Annotated in this window: 25 protein-coding genes; 17 read left to right on the forward strand and 8 right to left on the reverse strand. The window is 62.1% G+C overall.

Annotated features, from left to right (window positions below; translation table 11 throughout):
* Position 1 precedes the first annotated feature (1 nt).
* Both gatC and FAA86_RS18205 read right to left on the reverse strand, forming a co-directional pair.
* Entirely contained in the window at positions 2–289 is a 288-nt protein-coding gene (gene gatC / locus FAA86_RS18200; protein WP_136542553.1) for an Asp-tRNA(Asn)/Glu-tRNA(Gln) amidotransferase subunit GatC, read from the reverse strand.
* A gap of 66 nt (positions 290–355) precedes the next feature.
* Positions 356–1,060, reverse strand: coding sequence for a metal-dependent hydrolase (locus FAA86_RS18205; RefSeq protein ID WP_136542554.1), 705 nt, complete (start codon positions 1,058–1,060; stop codon positions 356–358).
* Between the two features lie 149 nt (positions 1,061–1,209).
* On the opposite strand from FAA86_RS18205, the gene FAA86_RS18210 reads away from it, so the two are divergent.
* The gene (locus tag FAA86_RS18210) at positions 1,210–1,506 is read left to right on the forward strand and encodes an alkylphosphonate utilization protein (protein ID WP_136542555.1); all 297 of its coding nucleotides are present in this window, start codon (positions 1,210–1,212) and stop codon (positions 1,504–1,506) included.
* Positions 1,507–1,526: 20 nt separating this feature from the next.
* The gene (gene ruvX, locus FAA86_RS18215) at positions 1,527–2,024 is read left to right on the forward strand and encodes a Holliday junction resolvase RuvX (protein WP_113459430.1); all 498 of its coding nucleotides are present in this window, start codon (positions 1,527–1,529) and stop codon (positions 2,022–2,024) included.
* Here ruvX and FAA86_RS18220 read toward each other — a convergent pair.
* Positions 1,958–2,293: a DUF6105 family protein gene (locus FAA86_RS18220; RefSeq protein ID WP_136542556.1), complete on the reverse strand. Its 336-nt coding sequence runs from the start codon at positions 2,291–2,293 to the stop codon at positions 1,958–1,960. The genes ruvX and FAA86_RS18220 overlap by 67 nt on opposite strands.
* On the reverse strand, positions 2,290–2,535 hold the full coding sequence (locus FAA86_RS18225; RefSeq protein WP_136542557.1) for a hypothetical protein: 246 nt from the start codon (positions 2,533–2,535) through the stop codon (positions 2,290–2,292). Before FAA86_RS18225 ends, FAA86_RS18220 begins: the two co-directional genes overlap by 4 nt.
* 143 nt (positions 2,536–2,678) lie before the next feature.
* Here FAA86_RS18225 and FAA86_RS18230 point away from each other — a divergent pair, with 143 nt between their 5' ends.
* Positions 2,679–3,614, forward strand: coding sequence for an AEC family transporter (locus FAA86_RS18230; RefSeq protein WP_113459497.1), 936 nt, complete (start codon positions 2,679–2,681; stop codon positions 3,612–3,614).
* Here FAA86_RS18230 and FAA86_RS18235 read toward each other — a convergent pair.
* The gene (locus FAA86_RS18235) at positions 3,596–5,239 is read right to left on the reverse strand and encodes an acyl-CoA dehydrogenase family protein (RefSeq protein ID WP_136542558.1); all 1,644 of its coding nucleotides are present in this window, start codon (positions 5,237–5,239) and stop codon (positions 3,596–3,598) included. The genes FAA86_RS18230 and FAA86_RS18235 overlap by 19 nt on opposite strands.
* A gap of 220 nt (positions 5,240–5,459) precedes the next feature.
* Between FAA86_RS18235 and FAA86_RS18240 the strand changes: the two genes are divergently transcribed.
* From FAA86_RS18240 to dprA, 4 genes are read left to right on the forward strand one after another with little or no spacing between them, the layout of a single operon-like run.
* Positions 5,460–6,416 (forward strand): aspartate carbamoyltransferase catalytic subunit, encoded by a 957-nt coding sequence (locus tag FAA86_RS18240; protein ID WP_136542559.1) that lies wholly within the window; start codon positions 5,460–5,462, stop codon positions 6,414–6,416.
* The gene (locus FAA86_RS18245) at positions 6,413–7,705 is read left to right on the forward strand and encodes a dihydroorotase (protein WP_136542560.1); all 1,293 of its coding nucleotides are present in this window, start codon (positions 6,413–6,415) and stop codon (positions 7,703–7,705) included. Before FAA86_RS18240 ends, FAA86_RS18245 begins: the two co-directional genes overlap by 4 nt.
* A 25-nt stretch (positions 7,706–7,730) precedes the next feature.
* On the forward strand, positions 7,731–8,342 hold the full coding sequence (plsY, locus tag FAA86_RS18250; RefSeq protein WP_136542561.1) for a glycerol-3-phosphate 1-O-acyltransferase PlsY: 612 nt from the start codon (positions 7,731–7,733) through the stop codon (positions 8,340–8,342).
* Between the two features lie 9 nt (positions 8,343–8,351).
* Positions 8,352–9,509 carry a DNA-processing protein DprA gene (gene dprA / locus FAA86_RS18255; RefSeq protein WP_136542562.1) on the forward strand — a complete coding sequence of 386 codons (1,158 nt, stop codon included), beginning with the start codon at positions 8,352–8,354 and terminating at the stop codon, positions 9,507–9,509.
* Here dprA and FAA86_RS18260 read toward each other — a convergent pair.
* Complete coding sequence (locus tag FAA86_RS18260; RefSeq protein WP_113459422.1) at positions 9,462–9,695, reverse strand: hypothetical protein; 234 nt, start codon at positions 9,693–9,695, stop codon at positions 9,462–9,464. The genes dprA and FAA86_RS18260 overlap by 48 nt on opposite strands.
* Before the next feature lie 246 nt (positions 9,696–9,941).
* On the opposite strand from FAA86_RS18260, the gene topA reads away from it, so the two are divergent.
* From topA to rpmG, 5 genes are all read left to right on the forward strand, one after another.
* Positions 9,942–12,647: a type I DNA topoisomerase gene (gene topA, locus FAA86_RS18265; protein ID WP_136542563.1), complete on the forward strand. Its 2,706-nt coding sequence runs from the start codon at positions 9,942–9,944 to the stop codon at positions 12,645–12,647.
* A gap of 137 nt (positions 12,648–12,784) precedes the next feature.
* A complete protein-coding gene (rnr, locus tag FAA86_RS18270; protein ID WP_246035125.1) occupies positions 12,785–15,007 on the forward strand; it encodes a ribonuclease R in 2,223 nt (740 codons plus the stop codon).
* A gap of 23 nt (positions 15,008–15,030) precedes the next feature.
* Complete coding sequence (locus FAA86_RS18275; RefSeq protein WP_136542564.1) at positions 15,031–15,480, forward strand: DUF983 domain-containing protein; 450 nt, start codon at positions 15,031–15,033, stop codon at positions 15,478–15,480.
* Positions 15,481–15,719: 239 nt separating this feature from the next.
* The gene (locus tag FAA86_RS18280) at positions 15,720–16,904 is read left to right on the forward strand and encodes an MFS transporter (RefSeq protein WP_136542565.1); all 1,185 of its coding nucleotides are present in this window, start codon (positions 15,720–15,722) and stop codon (positions 16,902–16,904) included.
* Positions 16,905–16,994: 90 nt separating this feature from the next.
* A complete protein-coding gene (gene rpmG / locus FAA86_RS18285) occupies positions 16,995–17,162 on the forward strand; it encodes a 50S ribosomal protein L33 (RefSeq protein WP_003547442.1) in 168 nt (55 codons plus the stop codon).
* 747 nt (positions 17,163–17,909) lie between these two features.
* Here the strand turns inward: rpmG and FAA86_RS18290 are convergent.
* Entirely contained in the window at positions 17,910–19,283 is a 1,374-nt protein-coding gene (locus FAA86_RS18290) for a PleD family two-component system response regulator (protein ID WP_136542566.1), read from the reverse strand.
* A 12-nt stretch (positions 19,284–19,295) separates the two neighbouring features.
* On the reverse strand, positions 19,296–19,667 hold the full coding sequence (locus FAA86_RS18295; RefSeq protein WP_102019694.1) for a response regulator: 372 nt from the start codon (positions 19,665–19,667) through the stop codon (positions 19,296–19,298).
* A gap of 138 nt (positions 19,668–19,805) precedes the next feature.
* On the opposite strand from FAA86_RS18295, the gene FAA86_RS18300 reads away from it, so the two are divergent.
* The 5 genes from FAA86_RS18300 (at position 19,806) to FAA86_RS18320 (ending at position 24,284) form a co-directional block, all read left to right on the forward strand.
* On the forward strand, positions 19,806–20,099 hold the full coding sequence (locus FAA86_RS18300; protein ID WP_136542567.1) for a DUF3572 domain-containing protein: 294 nt from the start codon (positions 19,806–19,808) through the stop codon (positions 20,097–20,099).
* Positions 20,099–20,734, forward strand: coding sequence for a hypothetical protein (locus FAA86_RS18305; protein WP_136542568.1), 636 nt, complete (start codon positions 20,099–20,101; stop codon positions 20,732–20,734). The genes FAA86_RS18300 and FAA86_RS18305 overlap by 1 nt, the downstream gene beginning before the upstream one ends.
* Before the next feature lie 89 nt (positions 20,735–20,823).
* On the forward strand, positions 20,824–22,107 hold the full coding sequence (locus tag FAA86_RS18310) for a DNA polymerase IV (RefSeq protein ID WP_136542569.1): 1,284 nt from the start codon (positions 20,824–20,826) through the stop codon (positions 22,105–22,107).
* An 8-nt stretch (positions 22,108–22,115) separates the two neighbouring features.
* Positions 22,116–22,913, forward strand: a complete 798-nt coding sequence (locus FAA86_RS18315; RefSeq protein ID WP_205910043.1) for a YoaK family protein — start codon at positions 22,116–22,118, stop codon at positions 22,911–22,913.
* Positions 22,914–23,051: 138 nt separating this feature from the next.
* Positions 23,052–24,284, forward strand: coding sequence for a L,D-transpeptidase family protein (locus FAA86_RS18320; RefSeq protein WP_136542570.1), 1,233 nt, complete (start codon positions 23,052–23,054; stop codon positions 24,282–24,284).
* The last annotated feature ends 1 nt before the right edge of the window (position 24,285 follow it).

A 24,285-nucleotide genomic window follows, 5' to 3' on the forward strand; every position in this document is an offset into this window, starting at 1 on the left:
CTTATTCGACGACCTTCGGCACCTGGAAGAAGTTGCGGTCGGTGGCGGGCGCATTGGCGACGATGTCGTCAGCCTTATTGCCGTCGGTGACGGCATCTTCGCGCTTCTTCATAGCCATCGGAGTCACCGAGGTCATCGGCTCGACGCCGGTGACATCAACTTCGTTCAGCTGCTCGACAAAACCGAGAATGCCATTCAATTCCCCGGTCATGCGTGCGGCATCCTCCTCGCTGACAGCGATGCGGGCAAGGCGGGCGACGCGCTTGACGGTGGCGAGGTCAACAGACATGGCATTCTCCGGATAAGCTGTTTTCTTCGCTATAATGGCCGTCAAGCGCAGGTGCAACGGGGTTTCTCAGACCTCGATGGCCGATCCCGCCTCCGGCGTGGCCACCCGGGTGCGGGTTCCGTCCATGCCGGCCACGAATTTCTCCGGTGTCTGGTCGATGATCGGGAAGGAGCCGTAGTGGCAGGGGATCGCCGTCTTGAAGTCGAAGAAGCGCTGGCAGGCCAGTGCTGCGACCGCACCGCCCATGGTGAAGCGGTCACCGATCGGCACGAGACCGACATCCGGCTGGTGCAGTTCGTTGATCAGCTTCATGTCGGAGAAGATGTCGGTGTCGCCCATGTGCAGAACCGAGGCTTCGTCGTCGAAATGCAGCATCAGGCCGTTTGCATTGCCAAGCGCATGTGAAACGCCATCTTCGGTGATCTGGGCGGAGGAATGCAGTGCATTGGTGAAGGTGACCGTGAAGCCCTCGAAGTGGATGGTGCCGCCGGTATTGCCCATTTCCAGCTTGTCGACACCCTTGGCTCCGAGCCAGGCGGCGAGATCGGCATTGGCAAGCACCGTTGCACCGGTTTCCTTGGCCAGCTGAACCGTGTCGCCGACATGGTCGCCATGACCGTGGGTGAGCAGGATATGCGTCACGCCCTTGGTCATGTCCTTGCGGTCAAGGCCTGCAAAACCCGGATTATGCGTCAGGAACGGGTCGATCAGGATCGAGGCCTTCGCCGAGTCGAGACGAAATGCGGCGTGGCCGAGCCAGGTGATTTTCATGATGTCAGTCTCCGGTCTTGAAATGTCTGTCGGAATATATGGCGATCGTTTGTTTCGGCAACGGGCACAACGAGTTGCCTCGCCCCTCCCGCTGGTTTAAGCGACCAGCATGACAGCCGTAGCGCTCTCAGCGCAAGAAAGGAACGACCATGGCCGATGACGACTACGTGTATGACGAAGCGACCGGCGAATGGCGTCCGGCCTCCGAGATGGCGGCAGCGGCAGCGGCCAAGCCGGTTGCACGCGACGCCTCCGGAACCGAACTTGCCGACGGCGACTCGGTGGTGCTGATCAAGGACCTGAAGGTGAAGGGCGCCGGCCAGACCTTGAAGCAGGGCACCGTCATCCGCTCGATCCGCCTGACGGATGATCCTGAGCACATCGACTGCAAGCACGATGCCATCAAGGGCCTGGTGCTGAGAACGGAATTCGTGCGCAAGCGCTGAGCGACGGGAAACGGACCATCATGGCGACGCTGACGATCGAAGAACTGGCAGAACGGTTGAAACCCGGCGAGGCGATTGCAGGCCTCGATCTCGGCACGAAGACGATCGGACTGTCGGCATCGGACCTCGGACGGCGATTCGCCACCCCTCGCCCCGTCATCAAGCGGGTGAAGTTTACCCAGGATGCCGAGGTTCTCTTGGCCTTTGCCGCCAAGGAAAAGGTCGTCGCCTTCGTTATCGGCCTTCCCGTCAACATGGACGGATCGTCGGGGCCGCGCGTTCAGGCCACCCGCGCCTTCGTGCGCTCGATGTCGGAGAAGACCGAGATCCCCTTCGTCTTCTGGGATGAGCGGCTGTCGACGGTCGCTGCCGAAAGGGCCCTCTTGGAAATGGATGTCTCCAGGGCCAAGCGCAGCGAGCGGATCGATTCCGCCGCTGCGAGCTTCATTCTTCAGGGCGCACTGGACAGGCTCTCGGCACTTGCGCGTGCCTCGGACAATTCCGCCGACTTTTCCTGACGCGCCACCCACCAGGCCTTGATCTGCTTGCGGCGGCGGAAGCCGATGAAGGCAAACAGGATCAGGCTGTCGACGATGATCGCGCGCAAGACCAGCGGCGGAATGGTTTCCGGCGGAATGCCGAGCACGTTGCCGTAGATCTGGAAAACCAGATCATGGGCATCGCGCGTCAGCATGAAGATGCCGAAGCTCATGTCGTAGTAGGACAAACCGTACCAGGCGCCCAGGAGCGTGATGGGCAGAGCCCATAAGAGCAGAAGTGTCTTCATGCCGTTTCCGCCTTTCGATCGAACGGCAAGTCATTTGCCGCGGGCCAGCTTTCCACCAGCCATTTCAGTGACGCCATCACGGTCAGCACGGCAGCCGGAACGGCGATATCGAGCGCCAATCCCGAAAAGAAAACCATCATCATGATGGTCGCTACCGGCCGTGCAAAAACCGCGTCCGTCACCACTCTGCCCTTTAACGTCTGTCCCGCCCAAAAGGTGACCCGTTCGGCGCCACGGCGCAACGTAAACCCTTTGTTAAGGTTAACGGCGGCTGTGGATGAGCAGTTTCAGGGACATGGGCGAAAATGTCTTCCGGACACGATTTTCGATTGAAAGCCGGAGTTGCGGGGTCTACCCCTCGCCTGCCCGCCATTCTGGACCTGTCATGCTCATCATCTTCGAAAGCATCCTGCCGATCTTCCTGCTCGTGATTCTCGGGGTCGTGTTGAAGCGCACGAGGCTCATCAACGAGAGCTTCTGGAGCGGACTGGAGCAGTTCGGCTATTTCGTTCTCTTCCCGGCCCTTCTCTTCGAGACGCTGTCGACGACCAACTTCTCCTCGATGAACAGTGGCGGCATCGGGCTGGTGTCGCTGATGGCGGTCTGCGTGATGACGGCGCTTGTGCTCGCCATCTGGCCACTGTTGCGTCGCCAGGGCATGGCGGGCCCGACATACACTTCTGTTTTCCAGACATCGACGCGCTGGAATGGCTTCATGGCGCTCGCCATCGCCGAGAAACTGACCGGCGAAACGGGTCTGGCGGTGATCGCCATCATCATGGCGTCCATCATCGTGCCCCTGAACCTCATCAATGTCGGTGTGCTGGTCTGGTTCTCAGGCGAAAGCCGCGGGCTGAAGACATTCGTGGTTCGCATCATCACCAACCCGATCATCATCGGTGCCGCACTGGGCGTGGGCGTCAATCTCGCTGGTGTTACGGTCTATGCGCCCGTCATGACGGCCGTCGACCTGATCGCGAGTGCCTCCCTTGGCCTCGGCCTGGTGACGGTCGGCGCTGGCTTGAGGATCGCCGATGCGCTGAAACCACAGGCCAGCGTGTTGCTGACGCTTGGTTTCAAGCTCCTGGTCTTCCCGACCGTGGCGGTCGCGCTGGCGCTCGCCTTCGGCTTCTCCGGCGACATCGTGGTGATGATTGCACTCGGCGCTGCCGTGCCGACGGCGATGAACGGCTATGTGCTCGCGAAGCAAATGGGCGGCGACGCCGATCTTTACGCGGCAGCTGCAACCGTGCAGACGGTCGCCGCCTTCTTCACCATACCCGTCGTGCTTTACTTCGCCGGTCAGGTAGCCGGCGGATAGAGAAGATCAATGACGTAACGGGAATCGAATCGCGCATCGAGAACGCCGTAGGTGTGGCGCCAACCTCCGGCCAGACGTGATTCGAGGAAGGCATCCGCGATCTTGCCCGCGCCTAAGCGATAGAGTTCCGCGGCACCGGCTGCGAGCGCCAGTTGCTCGATCAGCAGCCGTCCGGCGGCCTCGTCCTGTTCGGCGAGCGCTGTCGCTGCACGCAAGACTTCGACGGTCTTCTTGCCGGAGGGGCCGAGATCCCGCTCGAGGCCGGCGAAGAGGGTCTCGAAGAGATCCTTGCCGCGGCTCAAGACACGCAGAACGTCGAGCGCCATGACATTGCCAGAGCCTTCCCAGATCGCGTTAACAGGGGCTTCGCGATAGTGGCGGGCGATCGGGCGCTCCTCCACGTAACCGCTTCCGCCGATGCATTCCATGGCTTCGTAGATCAGCGATGGCGCGATCTTGCAGATCCAGTATTTGGCAACCGGCGTCATGACGCGGGCATAGGCTGCATCAACAGGGCTTTCGCGCGCCTTGTCGAAGCTGTCCGCGAGGCGGAAGGCCAGCGCCGTGGCAGCGGCGACATCGAGCGCCATGTCGGCCAGCACGCGGGTCATCAAGGGCTGGTCGATCAGCGTCTTGCCGAAGACCATGCGGCCGCGGACATGGTGAACCGCTTCCGCCATGGAGGCGCGCATGATGCCGGCGGAGGCGAGCGCGCAATCGAGGCGCGTCAGCGTCACCATATCGAGAATGGTGCGCACACCGTCACCGGGCGTGCCGAGCAGGAAGCCGAAGGTTTCGGAGAACTCGACCTCGGACGAGGCATTCGAGCGGTTGCCGAGCTTGTCCTTCAGGCGCTGGAATTCGAGACCGTTGGCGGAACCGTCTTCCAGAAGCCGGGGCACGAGGAAGCAGCCCATGCCGTCCTTTGTCTGGGCGAGCATTACGAAGGCATCACTCATCGGGGCGGACATGAACCACTTGTGGCCGGACAGGCGATAGATCCCCTCGCCGACCCGCTCTCCGCTCGTGGTGTTGGCGCGGACATCCGTGCCGCCCTGCTTCTCGGTCATGCCCATGCCGATGGTGACGGCGCTCTTCTGCATCGGCGGCTTGTTGCTGCTGTCGTATTTGCGCGACAGGATCCGCGGCGTCCATTCCTTCTGGACAGCCGGCGAGGCCACGAGGGCTGCCACCGATGCGCTCGTCATGGTGAGCGGGCAGAGATGACCCGATTCAAGCTGGGCCGTCAGGAAGAAGCGGACGGCGCGGGCCTTGTGTTCGTGGCCGCGCGCTTCCGGCGCATTTTCCCAGACGGAGGAATGCAGGCCGGAGGCCATCGAGCGGCGCATCAGGGCGTGCCAGGCCGGATGGAATTCGACGACGTCGAGCCGTTCGCCGCGCACGCCGTGGGTTCTGAGCTGTGGCGGGCTGGCATTCGCCATACGCGCCAGTTCCTGCGCTTCCGGCGAGGTCACATATTTGCCGATGACATCATATTCCTCGCGCAGCGGGCGCGACAGCGAGGATGTCAGATCGACGAGCAACGGATCGGCGCGGTAGGCATTGACGCCGGACCAGGGCTTGGGCTGGTTCAGCGCTGCGAGTTTTTCTTCAGTCCGGTTCATCAATCCTGCCGATCTCGAAAGAAGACATGCATTGGTCCGCCAACGCCTCGCCTTCGTCATTTTTCCGTTGGTCGGAGCATCCAGGGCGCAAAAAACGCCGGTGTTCCCTACCTTCTCTTCGCTCCTATTACATGGGGACCGCGCGTCAATCCACCTAGCATGTGCTTGCCGGGTCCGATCCCACACTTTATAGACCGCGTGACATCTCAGGAGGACGTCCATGGTCTTCTTTCCCCATCGCCATCTCATCGGCATCAAGGGCCTCACCGAGCAGGACATTACGTTTCTGTTGGACAAGGCTGACGAAGCCGTCAAAATCAGCCGCCAGCGGGAGAAGAAGACTTCCACGCTGAGAGGCCTCACCCAGATCAATCTCTTCTTCGAAGCCTCGACGCGGACGCAAGCCTCGTTCGAGCTCGCGGGCAAACGGCTGGGCGCCGACGTGATGAACATGTCGGTCGGCAATTCCTCCGTAAAGAAGGGTGAAACGCTGATCGACACGGCGATGACGCTGAACGCCATGCGGCCGGACGTGCTGGTGGTGCGGCATTCCTCGGCGGGTGCGGCAGCCCTTCTTTCGCAAAAGGTTGCCTGCGCTGTGGTCAATGCCGGCGACGGACAGCATGAACATCCGACCCAGGCGCTGCTCGATGCGCTCACCATCCGCCGCGCCAAGGGCAAGCTGTCGCGCATCATCGTCGCGATCTGCGGCGACGTGCTGCATTCACGCGTGGCGCGCTCCAACATCCTACTTCTGAACGCCATGGGCGCCCGGGTGCGCGTCGTGGCGCCTGCGACGCTTCTGCCCGCCGGCATTGCCGACATGGGCTGCGAGGTCTTCCACGACATGAAGGAAGGGCTCAAGGATGCTGACGTCGTGATGATGCTGCGCCTGCAGCGCGAGCGCATGTCCGGCTCCTTCGTGCCCTCGGTGCGCGAATATTTCCACTTCTATGGCCTCGATGCCGAAAAGCTGAAGGCCGCCAAGGAGGATGCGCTCGTGATGCATCCGGGTCCGATGAACCGCGGCGTCGAAATCGCCTCCGAAGTGGCCGATGGCCCGCAGAGCGTGATCGAGAGCCAGGTTGAGATGGGGGTCGCGGTGCGTATGGCCGTCATGGAGACGCTGCTCGTCTCGCAGAACCAGGGACCGCGTTCGGAGGGAATGAGCGCATGAGAAAGCCTCTCGTTCTCAAGAATGTCCGGATCGTCGATCCCTCGCGCAAGCTGGAGGAAGTTGGCACTATCATTGTCGGCGCTGACGGCAAGATCCTCGCTTCTGGCGCCGATGCGCAAAACCAGGGCGCACCCGAGGGTGCCGATATCCGCGACTGCCAGGGTCTCACGGCGATGCCGGGCCTTGTTGATGCCCGCGTCTTCGTCGGCGAGCCCGGTGCAGAACACCGCGAAACCATTGCTTCGGCCAGCAAGGCGGCAGCGGCCGGTGGCATCACGTCCTTCATCATGATGCCGGAAACCGATCCCGTCATCGACGACATCGCTCTCGTCGAATTCGTCAAGAAGACGGCGCGCGACACGGCCGACGTCAATGTGTATCCGGCAGCGGCCCTGACCAAGGGGCTGACCAGCGCGGAAATGACGGAAATGGGCATGCTCCAGCAGGCCGGAGCGGTTGCCTTCACCAACGGCCGCTATGGGCTCAACGACACGCAGGTGCTGCGGCGGGCCATGACTTACGCCCGGGAGTTCGGCGCCGTGATCGCGCTCGAAACGCGCGAAAAATATCTCGCCGCCAACGGCGTGATGAATGAAGGGCTGCTTGCGAGCTGGCTCGGTCTGTCGGGCATTCCAAAGGAAACCGAAATCATTCCGCTCGAACGTGATCTGCGCATCGCGGCGCTGACGCGGGCCAAGTATCACGCCTCGCAGATTTCCGTACCGGAATCGGTGGAGGCGATCGAGGTGGCCCGCAAGCGCGGCGCCAAGGTCACCTGCGGCATCTCGATCAACCATCTGAGCCTCAACGAAAACGATATCGGCGAGTACCGGACCTTCTTCAAGCTCTATCCGCCGCTGCGCTCGGAAGACGATCGGATGGCGATGGTCGATGCGCTGGCCAAGGGTCAGATCGACATCATCGTCTCCTCGCATGATCCGCAGGACGTGGACACCAAGCGTCTGCCTTTCGGCGAGGCAGCGGATGGTGCGATCGGGCTTGAGACCATGCTCTCGGCCGCCCTTCGCCTGCACCATGCCGGTCAGGTGCCGCTGATGCGGCTGATCGATGCCATGTCGACGCGGCCGGCGGAGATCTTCGGCCTTCCGGGCGGCACGCTGAAGCCCGGAGCGCCTGGCGATATCGCGCTCATCGATCTCGATGAACCCTGGCTCGTCTCGCGCGACAGCCTGCTTGCGCGGTCGAAGAACACACCGTTCGAAGATGCTCGTTTTTCGGGCCGGGCCGTTGCGACCTATGTCGGCGGCCAGTGCGTCCACGCACTCTAAGGAATCCAAGAGGAGACGGATCCCCATGATCGACTTTTCCGCCCTCGGCTGGGGCAATCTCGCCATCGTTCTCGTATTCGGCTACCTGCTGGGCTCCATCCCCTTCGGCCTGGTGCTGACCAAGATGGCCGGGCTTGGCGACTTGCGCTCGATCGGCTCGGGCAATATCGGCGCAACGAATGTCCTGCGCACCGGCAACAAGAAGCTTGCGGCTGCGACGCTCCTGCTCGACGCCTTGAAGGCCACGGCAGCGGCGCTGATTGCGCATGCGGTGTTTGGCCATAATGCCGGCCTTTTCGGCGGCTTCGCCGCTTTCATCGGCCACCTCTTCCCAGTCTGGCTGGGCTTCAAGGGCGGCAAGGGTGTCGCGACCTATATCGGAACGCTGCTCGGCGTGGCGCCGCTGATGGTTCTCGTCTTTGCGGTTGCCTGGCTCTCGGTCGCCTTCATCACCCGCTACTCTTCGTTGTCTGCCCTTGTCGCCACACTTGTCATTCCGGTTGCATTGTGGATACTTGGGGTTGAAGAGGCGGCGCTCGTGACGGCAGTCATGACCGTCATCACCTACTGGCGTCACAAGCAGAACATCGAGCGGCTGATCGCGGGCACCGAAAGCAAGATCGGCAAAAAGGGCTAGAGGAGAGCCATGGGGTCAGACGGCGCAAGACGAAAAGGGATTGCGCTGACGGACCGCCAGAGGATCGCCTGGCTCAGGCTCATTCGCAGCGACAATGTCGGACCGGCGACGTTTCGCGATCTCATCAACCATTTCGGTTCCGCCGAAGCTGCGCTGGACGCGCTTCCAGAGCTTTCCCGGCGGGGCGGATCGACGCGCAGCATCCGGGTTGCCACCGTCGCCGAAGCCGAGCGTGAGATCGAGACTGCGCATCGTCTCGGCGCCTGCTTCATCGGCATTGGCGAACCCGACTATCCCCCGGCACTGCGGCAGATCGATGCGGCTCCTCCCCTGATTGCCGCGAAAGGCGATCTCGGCATTGCGAACCTTCCGTCCGTCGGGATCGTCGGGTCGCGCAATGCCTCGATCAGTGGCGCAAAGTTTGCGGCGATGATGGCCCGGGAGATCGGCAGAGCCGGCTACTGCGTCGTATCCGGTCTCGCCCGCGGCATCGATGCCGCCGCGCATCGTGCCAGTCTCGACAGCGGTACGATCGCGGCAATGGCCGGCGGGCTCGACCAGCCCTACCCTCCCGAGAATGTCGACCTGCTCGACCAGATCTGCAGTGGTCGAGGTCTTGCGATCTCTGAAATGCCCTTCGGCTGGGAGCCGCGGGCGCGGGATTTTCCCCGGCGCAACCGGCTGATTGCGGGTGTGGCCCTGGGCGTTGTCGTCATCGAGGCTGCGGCGCGGTCGGGCTCTCTGATCACGGCTCGGCTTGCCGGCGAGTTCGGCAGGCTGGTGTTTGCCGTTCCGGGTTCGCCGCTCGATCCGCGCTGCGAAGGCACCAACGGGCTACTGAAGGATGGGGCGACGGTGACGACCAGGTCGCAGGACGTGCTGCAGGCGCTGGCGCCGATCTCGCAAGTCGATCTCTTTTCGCAGAACGAGGCAGACGAGCCGGATAGCGAGGAAGGCCGGGAGCACGCCCTTGCACCGCCGCCCAATGATGATGAGCGCCTCGTGATCGTCGAGGCACTCGGGCCGACGCCGGTCGAGATCGACGATATCATCCGGCATACCGGGCTTGCCGCCTCCTCGGTCTATCTGGTCCTGCTGGAACTCGACATTGCGGGCCGGCTAGAACGGCATGCGGGTGGCTTTGTCTCGCTGAGCATGATTGATTGACAGCGAGCGGCGGCCGGACTGGACGTCTCCAGCCTCCACATAGGCCATCTCGATCAGGTAACACAGCATTTCGGCGCCTTCGTTCTCGGCCACCATGCGCAGCTCGGCGAGCATCTGTCTGATATAGGCGATGTTTTCCATCGTGCGGTTTGCGCGACCATTCGTTTCGCCTGTGTCTCGTGCCATCGCTCTCGCCCGTCACCACCAGAGGCCGCCACAACCTGGCCTCGCCATATCTCGCACGACCACAATAGAGCATTTATCCTAGATTGCAATCTACCTATGATCTTCCTCCGGTTGTATGTGTCCATAGGTCGGAAAATAGGCCGCGCCTCTTGACCGCAGCCGTTTCGCCCTCCATGTCGGAAAACCGTGTTCCGAAGACTGTGGTGCGGTGCCACTGATCGGATGCGTTGAAGGTACAGCTATCCAATGAACGTCGTAGTCGTAGAATCCCCGGCCAAGGCCAAGACGATCAACAAGTATCTGGGCTCCGGATACAAGGTGCTCGCCTCGTTCGGCCATGTGCGCGATCTGCCAGCCAAGGATGGCTCCGTTCTGCCGGACCAGGATTTCGAGATGTTCTGGGAGGTGGATGGCGCATCCCAGAAGCGCATGAAGGATATCGCCGACGCGGTGAAGTCATCCGACGGCCTGTTCCTCGCAACCGACCCGGATCGCGAAGGCGAAGCCATTTCCTGGCACGTGCTCGATCTCCTGAAGAAGAAGCGCGTCATCGGCGACAAGCCGGTCAAGCGCGTCGTCTTCAATGCGATCACCAAGAAGGCCGTGCTCGATGCCATGGCCAATCCGCGCGACATCGACACACCGCTGGTGGATGCCTATCTCGCCCGCCGCGCACTGGACTATCTCGTCGGCTTCAACCTTTCACCGGTTCTCTGGCGCAAGCTGCCGGGTGCACGCTCTGCTGGCCGCGTACAGTCCGTTGCGCTCCGTCTTGTCTGTGACCGCGAGACGGAAATCGAGCGTTTCGTCGCTGAAGAATACTGGAACATCTCCGCGCTCCTGAAGACGCCGCGGGGCGATGAATTCGAGGCGAAGCTCGTTTCGCATCTCGGCAAGCGCATCCAACGCAACTCCGTGACGAATGGCGAACAGGCCAACCAGATCAAGGCGCTCCTCGATGGCGCGGCCTATGCCGTCGACAGCGTCGAGGCGAAGCCCGTCAAGCGCAATCCAGGCCCACCCTTCACGACCTCAACCCTGCAGCAGGCCGCCTCCTCGAAGCTCGGCTTCTCGGCGTCGCGCACCATGCAGGTCGCCCAGAAGCTTTACGAAGGTATCGATATCGGCGGCGAGACCGTCGGTCTCATTACCTATATGCGTACCGACGGTGTGCAGATGGCCCCGGAAGCCATCGACGCTGCCCGTGCCGCCGTGCTCGATCAGTTCGGTCCGCGCTACGTGCCGGAGAAGCCGCGCTTCTATTCGACCAAGGCGAAGAACGCCCAGGAAGCGCACGAAGCCATTCGCCCGACCGATTTCAATCGCTCGCCGGACAAGCTGCGGCGCTTCCTTGATGCAGACCAGATGCGCCTTTACGACCTGATCTGGAAGCGCGGCATCGCGAGTCAGATGGCTTCGGCGGAAATCGAGCGCACGACGGTTGAGATCCTCGCCGACAACAAGGGTGACAAGGCAGGTCTCCGCGCCGTGGGCTCGGTCATCCGTTTCGACGGCTTCATTGCCGCCTATACGGACCAGCGCGAAGAAGGCGAAGCACCGGAAGATGGTGACGACGAGGATGGCCGCCTGCCCGAGATCAATGCCCGCGAGGCACTGGCCAAGCAGAAGGTGAATGCCAGCCAGCACTTCACCGAGCCGCCGCCGCGCTATTCGGAAGCCTCGCTGATCAAGAAGATGGAAGAGCTCGGCATCGGCCGACCCTCCACCTATGCGGCGACGCTGAAGACGCTGAGTGACCGTGAATATGTCATCATGGACAAGCGGAAGCTGATCCCGCATTCCAAGGGACGGCTGGTCACGGCGTTTCTCGAGAACTTCTTCACGAAGTATGTCGAATACGATTTCACCGCCGATCTCGAGGAGAAACTCGACAAGATTTCGGCCGGCGAACTGAACTGGAAGGACGTGCTGCGCAACTTCTGGCAGGACTTCTTCGCCCAGATCGAAGACACCAAGGAATTGCGCGTCACGAACGTGCTGGACGCGCTGAACGAGGCGCTGGCGCCGCTCGTCTTCCCGAAGCGCGAGGACGGATCGGATCCGCGCATCTGCCAGGTCTGCGGCACCGGCAACCTGTCGCTTAAGCTTGGCAAGTACGGCGCCTTTGTCGGCTGCTCCAACTATCCGGAATGCAATTACACGCGCCAGCTAACCTCCGAAGGCGGCGCGGAAGCCGAAGCCAATGGCAGCAACGAGCCGCGGGCGCTGGGCAAGGATCCGGTGACCGACGAGGAAATCACGCTGCGCTCCGGGCGCTTCGGACCCTATGTCCAGCGCGGCGACGGCAAGGAAGCCAAGCGCTCCTCGCTGCCCAAGGGATGGTCGCCGGCCGATATCGATTTCGAGAAGGCGCTGTCGCTGCTCTCGCTGCCGCGCGACGTCGGTCCGCATCCGGAAACCGGCAAGATGATCACGGCCGGTCTCGGGCGCTACGGACCCTTCGTGCTGCATGACGGCACCTATGCCAACCTGGAAGGCATCGAAGATGTGCTCTCCATCGGCATCAACCGCGCCGTGACCGTGCTCGCCGAGAAGCAGAGCAAGGGCCCGGGCGGCCGTGGCCGGACGGCGGCCGCAGCCCTCAAGGAACTCGGGGAACATCCCGACGGCGGCGCGATTACGGTTCGTGACGGGCGCTACGGTCCCTATGTGAACTGGGGCAAGGTGAATGCGACCCTGCCGAAGGGCAAGGATCCACAGAGCGTGACCGTTGAGGAAGCGCTGGTACTGATCGCCGAGCGCGCGGCCAAGGATGGCGGCGGCAAGACGAAGGCGAAGAAGGCTCCGGCCAAGGCTGCCAAGGCAAAGTCGGATGACGGCGCTGCCGAAAAGCCGAAGAAGGCCGCTGCGAAGCCGAAGGCGGCCGCTGCCAAGAAGGCCCCGGCCAAGACGGCTGCGAAGGCGAAGACAACGAAGAAGAGTGCGACTTGAGCAAGAAATTCCGCGACCCCTCCGAGATCCCCGGCTCCGGCAACCGCAAGAGCCGGCGTGCGGAAGGCGCGGCCAAGGCCAAGGCCGGCAACCCGGCGGCCCTGATCCACGGCGAGGTTCCGCCGCGTGATGTTCTCATGCAGTTCATCACGGAGAACCCGGATCGCGCCTCCAAGCGTGAGATCGCCAAGGCCTTTGGCCTCAAGGGCGAGCAGCGGGTGGAGCTCAAGCAGGCCCTGAAGGATCTGGAAAATGACGGGCTGGTGCAGAAGAGCCGCAAGTCTCTGACGCGGCCGGGCGCCCTGCCCCCGGTGACCGTTCTCGACATCACGACGCGCGACAAGGATGGCGAACTGATCGGCCGTCCGGCCGAGTGGCCCGATGAGGCCGGTGCCGCACCGGCGGTGCTGATCCGCCAGTCGAGCTCGGACCGGTCCAAGGGCAAGACACCGGTTGGCGGGCTCGGCGACCGGGTGCTCGCCAAGATCTTCACCAACAAGGACCGCTCCGGGCCCGCCTATACGGCGCGGGTCATCAAGATCCTTGACCGGCATGTGGGCTCGGTCATGGGCGTCGTCAGGATGATGCCCGACGGCGGCGCACGCCTGATGCCGATCGATCGTCGTGGCGAAGAAATGCAGATCGATGCCAGCGATCTGGGTGAGGCCAAGGACGGCGATCTGGTCGAGGTGGAGGTCGGCCGTGCAGCGCGCATGGGCCTGACACGTGCCAAGGTGCTGACGGTGGTCGGCTCTGTCGCATCCGAAAAGGCGATCTCGATGATCGCCATTCATGCGCATGGCATCCCGCATATCTTCCCGCAGTCCGTGATTTCAGAAGCCGAGGCGGCCAAGCCCGCCTCGATGTCGCATCGCGAGGACTGGCGCGACCTGCCGCTGATCACCATCGATCCGCATGATGCCAAGGACCATGACGACGCCGTCTATGCCGAGCTCGACCCCTCGCCCGATAATGAGGGCGGCGTCATCGTCACCGTCGCCATCGCCGATGTGTCCTATTATGTCCGGCCGAAATCGGCGCTCGATCGCGAGGCGCTGAAGCGCGGCAATTCCGTCTACTTCCCCGATCGCGTCGTTCCCATGCTGCCCGAGCGGATCTCCAACGATCTCTGCTCGCTGCGTGAGGGTGTCGACCGTCCGGCTCTCGCCGTGCGCATGGTCTTCTCGCATGAGGGCCGCAAGGCAGGCCACACCTTCCATCGCATCATGATGAAGAGTGCGGCCAAGCTTTCCTACCAGCAGGCGCAAGCCGCGATCGACGGCAAGCCTGACGACAAGACCGGTCCTCTGCTGGAACCTATCCTGAAGCCGCTCTGGCATGCCTATGCGGTGATGAAGCGCGGTCGCGACCGTCGCCAGCCGCTCGAGCTCGACATGCCCGAACGCAAGATCATCCTCAAGGAGGACGGCACGGTCGATCGCGTGCACGTCCCGGAACGCCTCGATGCGCACAAGCTGATCGAGGAGATGATGATCCAGGCCAACGTCTCGGCTGCCGAGACGCTGGAGAAGAAGCGCCAGCCGCTGATCTACCGCATCCATGACGCGCCGACACTTGCCAAGCAGGAAGTGCTGCGCGAGTTTCTGGCGACGCTTGGCATGTCGCTGGTCAAGGGCGGCAACATGCGGTCCAACTCGTTCAACGGCATCCTTGCCAAGGCTGAGGGCACCCCGCACCAGACCATGGTCAACGAGATGGTGCTGCGCAGCCAGAGCCAAGCGATCTACAGCCCCGACAATATCGGCCATTTCGGCCTCAATCTGATGAAGTATGCGCACTTCACCTCGCCGATCCGGCGCTATGCCGACCTGATCGTGCATCGGGCGCTGGTTGGCTCTTTGGGCCTCGGCGAAGGCGGCATCACGCCGGACGAGGAAGCAAGCCTCGAAGATATCGCGGCCGAGATCTCGACCTTCGAGCGGCGGGCCATGGCGGCTGAGCGCGATACGATCAACCGGCTGATCGCGCATCACCTGGCCGGTCGCATCGGCGACGAATTCGAGGGTCAGGTTGGCGGCGTGACGAAGTCGGGCCTCTTCATCAGCCTGCCGCAATTTGGCGCAGATGGCTTCATCCCGGTTTCAACATTGGGTCGCGACTACTATATCTACGACGAAGCGCATCAGGCCCTAACGGGCGAGAAGTCCGGGCTCGGTTATCAGCTCGGCGATACCGTCGAGGTTCGTCTGGTGGAAGCTGTGCCGCTCGCCGGTGCGCTGCGCTTCGAGATGCTGAGCGAGGGACGCAAGATGCCGGTGGCGACGCGTTCCTTCCACAAGGCGGGACGGCGGAACGGGCGCAAGCAGCCCGGCACGCGTCCGCCACGCTCGCGACGTTGACCCTTTTGCCCCGGAGGCAGGACATGACCGTTAATCAGACCCCAGTGACCATGCAATATGGCGCCAGCGACAAGACCGACCGCCCACTCGGGCGCTCGATCAAGCGCGGCATGCTGAACCAGTGCCCCGCCTGCGGATCCGGCAAGCTGTTCCGCAGCTACCTCAAGGTGGTCGACAACTGTGCCGCCTGTGGAGAGGACTATCATCATCATCGGGCAGACGACCTGCCGGCCTATCTGGTCATCCTGATCCTCGGCCATGTGCTGGTCGGCGGCTTCATGGCAACCGATCTGGTCTTCGTGCTGCCGGCCTGGGTGCATTTCGCGATCTGGGCTCCGATCGGCGTGGTGACCTCGCTTCTGTGCCTGCAGCCGATCAAGGGTGGCGTCGTTGGCCTGCAATGGGCATTGCGCATGCATGGCTTTGGCGGCAAGGAAGACGAGCCGGAAGCCTTCGTCGAGGGACGCGACTAAGTCACTCAGCCGTCACGTGGCTGTGGCGGTTTATCGTTAAAGGTCCAAAAAAGTCGCCGGCTTGATTCGCCGCGAGAGATCAGAAGCGCTTGACAGGTGCGCGATTTCCGGTCTGAACATGCCGCGCCGATCGACGACGCCCGGGAGCTAATACGCGCCGATGCCATCACAGATTTCGACACCCGCTTGCCTGCGTCTCGATCGCAGGCTGGGACCTGACATCAACGACCGGGTGTCCGATGTCTGAGGCGAAACAGGGCCTGAACGGCCATCGTGAAGAGATACACTGGCCCTCTCTCGTGGCGGCGATTGCTTCGATCTCCGCTGTCGGCATTGCCATCGGGCTCGGCTTGCCACTGCTCAGCATCATTCTCGAAAAGCGCGGCATTTCCTCCACGCTGATCGGGCTGAACTCCGCCATGGCCGGCATTGCCGCGATGGCTGCCGCACCGGTGACGACCAAGCTCGCCCACAAGTTCGGTGTCGTGCCGACCATGCTGTGGGCGGTCCTGCTGTCGGCGATCAGCGCGGTTGGCTTCTACTACGCCACGCAGTTCTGGATGTGGTTTCCGCTGCGCATCGTTTTCCATGGCGCGACAACCACGCTCTTCATTCTCTCGGAGTTCTGGATCAATGCCGCAGCACCGTCGCGCAAGCGCGGTTTGGTCATGGGCATCTATGCCACGATGCTGGCGGTCGGCTTTGCCTGCGGTCCCCTGCTCTTCTCGGTGATCGGCAGTGACGGACTGCTGCCCTTTGCCGTGGGTGCCGTGGCGATCCTGGCGGCTGCCATCCCGATCTATATCGCTCGCCACGAAAGCCCTGTGCTGGGCGAAAAGCCGGAGATGCATTTCTTCCGCTACATCTTCCTTGTGCCGACAGCGACCGTGGCGGTCTTCGTCTTCGGGGCGGTCGAGGCCGGCGGGTTGTCGCTCTTCCCGATCTATGCCACCCGCAGCGGCTTCACCGAGACACAGGCAGCGCTTCTGCTCACCGTCATGGGAATTGGCAACATGGTCTTCCAGATCCCGCTGGGGCTCCTCTCCGACCGAATGCGCGACCGCCGCAAGCTTCTCTCTGCACTCGCCGTCATCGGGCTTGCGGGATCGCTCGCCCTGCCCTGGCTTTCCGACCACTGGCACCTGATGGCCATCGTGCTTCTGTTCTGGGGCGGCTGCGTGTCCGGTCTCTATACCGTCGGCTTGAGCCATCTCGGCTCGCGACTCACCGGTGCTGATCTTGCTGCCGCGAACGCGGCCTTCATCTTCTGCTATGCCGTGGGGACTGTTGCCGGCCCGCAGGCGATCGGAGCCGCCATTGACATCACCGGCAATGACGGCTTTGCATGGGCAATTGCCGGCTTCTTCGCCCTCTATGTGGTGCTTTCCCTGGGACGCCTGCTTTTTAAGCCGAAACGCACTTGACTTTTCAGGCGCGATTTGTAGTTTCGCGCCAGATTTGCCGTGGGCCTCGTTCGGTCGTCCACGGCTTCGTTTATTAGAGGCAGGACGACCATGGCCAAGGCTACAACCATCAAGATCAAGCTTCTGTCGACGGCTGACACGGGTTTCTTTTACGTAACCACGAAGAACAGCCGTACCATGACGGACAAGATGACGAAGACCAAGTACGACCCGGTTGCTAAGAAGCATGTCGAGTTCAAGGAAACCAAGATCAAGTAAGACTTGATCGAAGGCTTCTCAAAAAGGCGTGCCGTTCTGCGGCGCGCCTTTTTCTTTTGCAGTCCTGCCTGACGTCACGGATGTCCAAAACGAAAAACACCGGCTCCCTCGCGGAAACCGGTGTTTTTCAATTAGGGGGTCGGTCGGCATGGGACACGGCACGAGGAACCGTTTTGACGTCACATACCAACCGACCGACCCCACGACCCAGGAGATGCGGCGGACCTGAGCATCATGGGGTATTCTCAACCTCCGCAGAGGTCTTGTCTGATGGGTGCAAGTTCTCTCACGTAGAGAAAAAAATCAACAGTTTATTAACTGAGGCGCGGATCATCGCTCCAATATGGTTAAATTAGCCGCGGATGATCTTGTGCTTGGAAGGTGATAGTCAGTTCTACACACATTAATCTTTTAGAATACCCTCAGTTCATTTGGCAAAGTCCCAAGTCTAGTTTCTCCGCGCTGCATGCCCTCGCGAAAGGCGAGCAGGTCTCACCCGCCAAAGCGCAATCTAATATTCAATTAAATACAAAGATCACTAAGCACATGTCAGCTTTGGTTGACGCAATGAGCCTCCGGCTCGCGCAGGTCTATTCCGGAAATAATGGATAGGTGCCTTTGTAACTGCTCAAAAACGCAGCAGGATCTGGCGCCCCTGCTCAGGCGACCAGCATCAATAAAGCTGTGAACATCTTGCCGGGCTAGGATCAAAATCGAGCAAAGCAGGAAATTCCTGACACAAAACGCTCAAGCCGCGGCGGCAACGACTCTGTTGCGGCCGGAATTCTTGGCTTCGTAGAGCGCGCGGTCAGCCTGCTTCAGGAGTTGCTCGGGTGTATCGATCCCGGGCATCAGGGTCGCGATCCCCATGGAGGCCGTCAGCATCAACGGTGTCTCGCCCGAGCGCAGCTGGAAGGGCCGCGCCTCGATCATGCCACGCAGACGCTCAGCGACGGCGGCTGCGGCTTCCGCCGGCGTGTCGGGCATGACGACGACAAACTCCTCGCCGCCGAAGCGGCAGGCAAGATCGGCGCCACGCACCGTCGACCGGATGCGCCCGGCAAACTCCTTCAGCACCTCATCCCCGGCATCATGGCCGTAGACATCATTGACCTGCTTGAAGCGGTCGATATCGGTGATGCAGATCGTCAGGGGACGGCCGCGGACCTTGGCGCGGGCAAAGAGCGTGCGCAGATGGGTGTCGAGGTAGCGACGATTGTGCAGGCCCGTCAGAGCGTCGGTGACGGCGAGTTCGATCGTCTGGCGTACGCTGTTGCGCAGACGGTCATTATAGCGCTTGCGGCGCACCTGGGTCAGCGAGCGGGCAATCAGTTCGTTGGGGTCGAGTGGACGGACGATGTAGTCATTGACGCCCAGATCGAGCGCCCGGATGATCATCTGCTCGTCGCCCTGCTCCGTGATCAACAGGATCGGAATGAAGCGCGTGCGCTCCAGCGACCGGATCTGCGAGCAGAGCCGCAGGGGATCGTAGTCTTCCAGATTGCCATTGACGATCACGAGGTCGAAACTGTTCTCCGCCGCCTCGAAGACCGCCGCCTGCGGATCCGACATGGCGGACACCTCGGCAATCGGCTTCAGCGCCTTGATGATGCGCTCCTGCGATGCGCCGCGGCTGTCGACGAGGAGAACATGCGCCTGTTCTTCCAGGCGGCCATCCTGCAGGCGCAGCATATCGTCGAGACCGGCCTGGCGGGTCGAGTCGTGGCGAATGCGCAATTCATCCGTGAGCGTCTTGAGGCGCACCAGGCTCTTCACGCGAGAAATGAGCTGCAGATCGTTGACCGGCTTGGTCAGAAAGTCATCGGCACCGGCTTTCAAGCCGCGGACGCGATCGGAAGGCTGGTCGAGCGCGGTGACCATGACGACGGGGATATGGGCCGTGCGCGGATTGGACTTCAGCCGCTCGCAAACCTCGAACCCGTCCATTTCCGGCATCATGATGTCTAGCAGGATGACGTCGACCTGGGTCCGGTCGCAGATATCGAGGGCGTCGCGGCCATTGCTTGCGGTCAGGACGTCGAAATACTCCGCCATCAGCCGCGCTTCGAGCAGCTTCACATTGGCGGGAATATCGTCAACGACCAGGATGCGGGCAGTCATGGCTGTCGGTCCTCACGCATCTCCGAGATAGGTCTTGATCGTCTCGATGAACTTCGGCACCGAGATCGGCTTGGAGACATAGGCCTCGCAGCCCCCCTGGCGGATGCGCTCCTCATCACCCTTCATGGCAAAGGCCGTGACGGCGATGACCGGGATGACGTGCAGTTCGGGATCGTCCTTCAGCCACTTGGTCACTTCGAGACCTGAGACCTCGGGCAACTGAATATCCATCAGAATGAGATCGGGATGATGGCGCCGGGCGAGATCCATGGCTTCCATGCCGTTGCGGGTCTGCACCGTCTCATAGCCGGATGCCTCGATCAGATCGCGGAAGAGCTTCATATTCAGCTCGTTGTCTTCGACAATCATAACCTTTTTCGGCATTCACCCGGTCCCTTGTCCCGCGCCGATGGGCCTCCGGGACGTGGATTCCCGGCGCGAGTTGCTTCTTCCGTCATCAAGCATGCTAGTGCAATTTGGTTTCGAAATCGGTAATTTGCCAGAGCAACAGGAAAAGACTTTATGAAAAACAGAGATATACCGGCCGATGCCGAGGCGACTGCGGTTGCCGTGCTAGGTTGGCTGGCCAATGAACCGGATATGCTGTCGCGTTTTCTGGCGCTGTCCGGTGTGCAGCCGGGGCAGTTGCGCCAGGCGGTGAATGACCCGGCCTTCCTTGCCGGCATGCTGGAATTCCTGATGCAGCACGAGCCGACGCTCATGGCCTTTTGCGCGGCAACCGAGACCAAACCCGAATCGGTGGTCGAGGCCTATCACCGCTATGCGGGTCCGAGCTTCGACAGCGCCGATTTCTGATGCTGACCGACCTTCAACACATCCGGCTCCGCGACCGGCCGCTGATCGTCTGCGACGTCGACGACGTGGTGTTGCAGTTTGCGACACCGTTCGAGTCTTTCCTGCAGACGCGGGGACATCGGCTGCTGCCGCGCTCCTTCAAGCTGACCGGCAATATCGTCAATGGCACCGACGAGAGCGTCGTCGAGGCGCCTGCCGTGAAAGCCTTGATCGACGACTTCTTCACCGAGCAGGAGCGCTGGCAGACGCCTTTTGCCGATGCGGTGGAGAGCCTTCACGCGCTTGGCGCAGATAGCGATCTCGTCTTCCTGACCGCCATGCCGCCGCGCCATGCCGAGGTGCGGCGCAGGCTGCTCGACCAGCTGACGCTCGACTTTCCGATGATCGCCACCGAAGAGGCGAAAGGACCGATGGTGGCAGCCCTTCATGCGGAAAGGTCCCTGCCCCTCGCCTTCATCGATGACATGGTCCACAACCTTCATTCGGTCGGCGCGCATGTGCCGGAATGCCTGCTGATCTACCTGCCGCCACCGCTCGAGATCTTCCAATTTGCCCCGGACCCGCCGGAAACCGTGCAGCGCGTCGACAACTGGTCGGAGGCGGCAAGGGTCATCCGCAGTCATTTCGCCTCCTGACCTGAGAGAGTTGCGCATCCGGGCCCGCTCGGACTTGTCTCCCGCCATCGCGCGGCTTATGGTGGCGATGTTCAACCTTTGTTCCTGCCATGACTAGCGCACCCGTCCTCCATGCCGGCTTCTGTCGAGACTGTCTGACCGGGCAGGCCGAAGGCGTGCGCCGTTGCCGCGCCTGCGGCAGCCCACGGCTGGTCTATCATCCGGAACTCTACGACCTCTCAATCGCCCATCTCGACTGTGATGCCTTCTATGCGTCCGTGGAAAAGCGCGACAATCCCGAACTGATCGACAAGCCCGTGATCATCGGCGGCGGCAAGCGCGGCGTGGTGTCGACCGCCTGCTATGTCGCCCGCATCCATGGCGTGCGCTCTGCCATGCCGATGTTCAAGGCGCTCGAGGCCTGCCCGCAGGCGGTGGTGATCAGGCCGGACATGGAGAAGTATGCGCGCGTGGGCCGCGAGATCAGGGCGATGATGGAGGAGCTGACGCCGTTGGTGCAGCCGATCTCGATCGACGAGGCTTTCCTCGATCTGAGGGGTACGGAACTGCTGCACCACGATCCGCCGGCGCGGGTTCTTGCCCGGCTTGCCCGGCGCATCGAGCAGGAGATCGGCATCACCGTTTCCGTCGGCCTGTCCTACTGCAAGTTTCTGGCGAAGGTGGCGTCCGACCTGCAGAAGCCGCGGGGCTTCTCGGTCATCGGCGAAGCCAAGGCACTGTCCTTTCTCGCGGACAAGCCGGTGACGATGATCTGGGGCGTCGGAAAAGCCTTTGCCGCGACGCTGCATGCGGATGGGATCCGCACGATCGGCCAGCTGCAGGTGATGGACGAGACCGATCTGATGCGGCGCTACGGCACGATGGGGCAGCGTCTGGCGCGCCTGGCCCGTGGGATCGACGATCGCACCGTGCATCCCAATGACCCGGCCAAGAGCGTGTCGGCGGAAACGACATTCTTCGAGGACATCCACCGTCTCGATGATCTCGTGGTGCATCTGCGCGCACTCTCGGAGAAAGTGGCCTGGCGGCTGAAGCGGCATGCGATTGCCGGTCAGACGGTCGTTTTGAAGCTCAAGACGTCGGACTTCAAGCTGCGCACGCGCAACCGGCGGCTGGACGATCCGACGCAGCTTGCCGACCGCATCTTCCGGATCGGCATGTCGCTGCTCGAGAAGGAAACCGACGGCACGAAGTTTCGCCTGATCGGCATCGGCGTCAGCGATCTGCAGGATTCGACCTTGGCCGATCCGCCCGATCTCGTGGATGCACAGGCATCCCGGCGGGCGGCGGCAGAGGCGGCCATGGACAAATTGCGCGACAAGTTCGGCAAGGGGACCGTGCAGACGGGTTACACCTTCCCATCCAAACGATAGGCCACCACGTGACGCATGCAGCCAGCGGCATCGACAAAGATCAGCCTCGGCGAGCCGGCAGCCATACCGGGCGGCTGCGGCTGTTTCGGATTGCAGCGGCTCATCGAAGGACAGGGCGCAACGACCTGATGCTTGGCGCGATCCTCGCCTTCGTCGCCGGCGCGATGAATGCCGGCGGCTTTCTGGCGATCGGGCACTATACCTCGCATATGACCGGCATCGTCTCCGCGATCGCCGACAACCTGGCACTCGGGCTCTTCGGCCTTGTTGGCTCAGGCGTCGTGCTTCTCGTCAGCTTCATCCTCGGCGCTGCCTGCTCGGCCATTCTGATCAACTGGGCACGGCGCCATGCGCGGCGGCAGCAATATGCCTATCCGCTGGCGCTCGAATCCGGGTTGCTGATTGCCTTTGCCGGGATTGGCGCCGTGGTTTCCCCTGAAGCCGCCGCCCCGGTCACCGCAGTGCTGCTCTGCTTCGTGATGGGGCTGCAGAACGCGACGATCACCAAGATATCGGGCGCGCGCATCCGCACCACCCACCTCACCGGCATGATCACCGACATGGGGATCGAGCTCGGCAAGCTCGCCTATTGCAGCCTTGCGCGTGCTCTCGACCACCCACCGATCGTGGCGGACGGCCGAAAGCTTTCCATTCTGCTGCCGATCGTCGGCATGTTTTTCCTGGGCGGACTTGTCGGGGCGCTCGGCTTCAAGCATCTCGGCCACGCATTCTCTCTGCCGATCGCCGCGCTGCTGCTGGCGGTTGCTTCGCCGCAGCTTCGACCACGCCCGACTGCCGGCCTCTGATCGTGAGCTTGATGTGACACCTGTGGACAGTTGATCACAGCGACGTGACAAGGCCGCGCTCTGCCGTTTCACAAAACTTTTCTTAAACATCGCCTCATAGACTGCTTGCATTCAGTTTTGCGTTTCAAGTGGTCGACCATGTTTCAGCGTTTCGCCCTCGCCTTCAGCCTATCTCTTGCGGCCAGCACGGCACTGGCCGCGGAGGGTCCGTTGCAGATCTTCGTCTCGAAGGCCGATCAGTCGCTCACCGTCTATGACGGCGACAAGGTCGTGGCGACGTCCAAGGTTTCGACCGGCAAACCCGGGCACACGACGCCTTCCGGCATCTTTTCGATCCTGGAAAAGCGCAAATATCACGAGTCTAATCTCTATTCGAACGCGCCGATGCCCTTCATGCAGCGGCTGACATGGTCGGGGATTGCCCTGCATGAGGGCAAGGTTCCGAACCATCCGGCCTCGCATGGCTGCGTGCGCCTGCCGAACGGCTTTGCCAAGACGCTGTTCCAGATGACCGAACGCGGGGCGCACGTGATCATCACCGACGATCCGGTGGTGCCCAAGCCTGTCGTCCACGCCAATCTGTTCACGCCGAGGCTGCCAGTCGACGATGGTGGGCTCTTGTCGGACGTCGAATTGCGGCCCGGCCGGGTTGAGGCGGGACTGAAGCCTGTGGAAGTGGCGATGAATTCCGTCACACCCCGCAGCGGTGCGGAGACCAAGCTGACGATCGAGGAGCCGCCACCGCTCAGGATCCTCATCACACGCCGCACCCAGCGCGATGTCGCGATGGACGTGCAGCGGCTGTTGAACCAGCTGGGCTTCGATTCCGGCGTTCCGGACGGTCTGCTTGGCTCGCGGACAATTGCGGCGATCAAGGCCTTCAAGGACAAGAATGCCATCGAAAAGGATCCGGAAATCCTGTCGAAGCCGTTCCTGGTTGCGCTCTACGAGCAAGCCGGCGAAGACCATCCGCCCATGGGCCAGTTGATGATCCGGCAGAAGTTCCAGCCGCTCTTCTCTGCCCCCATCGATCTCAAGGAGCCTGAAAAGGCGCTGGGCACCCATTTCCTCGAAGCGACCGATGTCGACCGCTTCAAGCGCAAGGCGGTGTGGCGCGGCGTGACGCTCGACGACCACCTGCCCGCCTCTACCCAGAAGCGGCTTGGGATCACGATCCCCGCAGACGATCCTGCACTCTTCACGGCTGAAGCTGCGCTTTCGCGCATCGTGATGCCCGATGAGCTGCGCGCCCGCATCGAGACCATGCTGAGCGAAGGGTCATCGATCACCATTTCCGACACGGGGCTCGGTTCCGAGACCGGGAACGGGACGGATTTCATCACCGTGACGCGGGCCAGGCCGAAGGCCTGAA

It is taken from the genome of Rhizobium rosettiformans W3, from assembly GCF_004912135.1.
Lineage (GTDB): Bacteria > Pseudomonadota > Alphaproteobacteria > Rhizobiales > Rhizobiaceae > Allorhizobium > Allorhizobium rosettiformans.

Excerpts from the sequence above, each read along its gene's own strand:
- gatC (WP_136542553.1), bottom strand. The coding sequence starts at position 289 with ATGTCTGTTGACCTCGCCACCGTCAAGCGCGTCGCCCGCCTTGCCCGC.
- FAA86_RS18205 (WP_136542554.1), bottom strand. The coding sequence starts at position 1,060 with ATGAAAATCACCTGGCTCGGCCACGCCGCATTTCGTCTCGACTCGGCG.
- FAA86_RS18210 (WP_136542555.1), top strand. The coding sequence starts at position 1,210 with ATGGCCGATGACGACTACGTGTATGACGAAGCGACCGGCGAATGGCGT.
- ruvX (WP_113459430.1), top strand. The coding sequence starts at position 1,527 with ATGGCGACGCTGACGATCGAAGAACTGGCAGAACGGTTGAAACCCGGC.
- FAA86_RS18220 (WP_136542556.1), bottom strand. The coding sequence starts at position 2,293 with ATGAAGACACTTCTGCTCTTATGGGCTCTGCCCATCACGCTCCTGGGC.
- FAA86_RS18230 (WP_113459497.1), top strand. The coding sequence starts at position 2,679 with ATGCTCATCATCTTCGAAAGCATCCTGCCGATCTTCCTGCTCGTGATT.
- FAA86_RS18235 (WP_136542558.1), bottom strand. The coding sequence starts at position 5,239 with ATGAACCGGACTGAAGAAAAACTCGCAGCGCTGAACCAGCCCAAGCCC.
- FAA86_RS18240 (WP_136542559.1), top strand. The coding sequence starts at position 5,460 with ATGGTCTTCTTTCCCCATCGCCATCTCATCGGCATCAAGGGCCTCACC.
- FAA86_RS18245 (WP_136542560.1), top strand. The coding sequence starts at position 6,413 with ATGAGAAAGCCTCTCGTTCTCAAGAATGTCCGGATCGTCGATCCCTCG.
- plsY (WP_136542561.1), top strand. The coding sequence starts at position 7,731 with ATGATCGACTTTTCCGCCCTCGGCTGGGGCAATCTCGCCATCGTTCTC.
- dprA (WP_136542562.1), top strand. The coding sequence starts at position 8,352 with ATGGGGTCAGACGGCGCAAGACGAAAAGGGATTGCGCTGACGGACCGC.
- FAA86_RS18260 (WP_113459422.1), bottom strand. The coding sequence starts at position 9,695 with ATGGCACGAGACACAGGCGAAACGAATGGTCGCGCAAACCGCACGATG.
- topA (WP_136542563.1), top strand. The coding sequence starts at position 9,942 with ATGAACGTCGTAGTCGTAGAATCCCCGGCCAAGGCCAAGACGATCAAC.
- rnr (WP_246035125.1), top strand. The coding sequence starts at position 12,785 with ATGCAGTTCATCACGGAGAACCCGGATCGCGCCTCCAAGCGTGAGATC.
- FAA86_RS18275 (WP_136542564.1), top strand. The coding sequence starts at position 15,031 with ATGACCGTTAATCAGACCCCAGTGACCATGCAATATGGCGCCAGCGAC.
- FAA86_RS18280 (WP_136542565.1), top strand. The coding sequence starts at position 15,720 with ATGTCTGAGGCGAAACAGGGCCTGAACGGCCATCGTGAAGAGATACAC.
- rpmG (WP_003547442.1), top strand. The coding sequence starts at position 16,995 with ATGGCCAAGGCTACAACCATCAAGATCAAGCTTCTGTCGACGGCTGAC.
- FAA86_RS18290 (WP_136542566.1), bottom strand. The coding sequence starts at position 19,283 with ATGACTGCCCGCATCCTGGTCGTTGACGATATTCCCGCCAATGTGAAG.
- FAA86_RS18295 (WP_102019694.1), bottom strand. The coding sequence starts at position 19,667 with ATGCCGAAAAAGGTTATGATTGTCGAAGACAACGAGCTGAATATGAAG.
- FAA86_RS18300 (WP_136542567.1), top strand. The coding sequence starts at position 19,806 with ATGAAAAACAGAGATATACCGGCCGATGCCGAGGCGACTGCGGTTGCC.
- FAA86_RS18305 (WP_136542568.1), top strand. The coding sequence starts at position 20,099 with ATGCTGACCGACCTTCAACACATCCGGCTCCGCGACCGGCCGCTGATC.
- FAA86_RS18310 (WP_136542569.1), top strand. The coding sequence starts at position 20,824 with ATGACTAGCGCACCCGTCCTCCATGCCGGCTTCTGTCGAGACTGTCTG.
- FAA86_RS18320 (WP_136542570.1), top strand. The coding sequence starts at position 23,052 with ATGTTTCAGCGTTTCGCCCTCGCCTTCAGCCTATCTCTTGCGGCCAGC.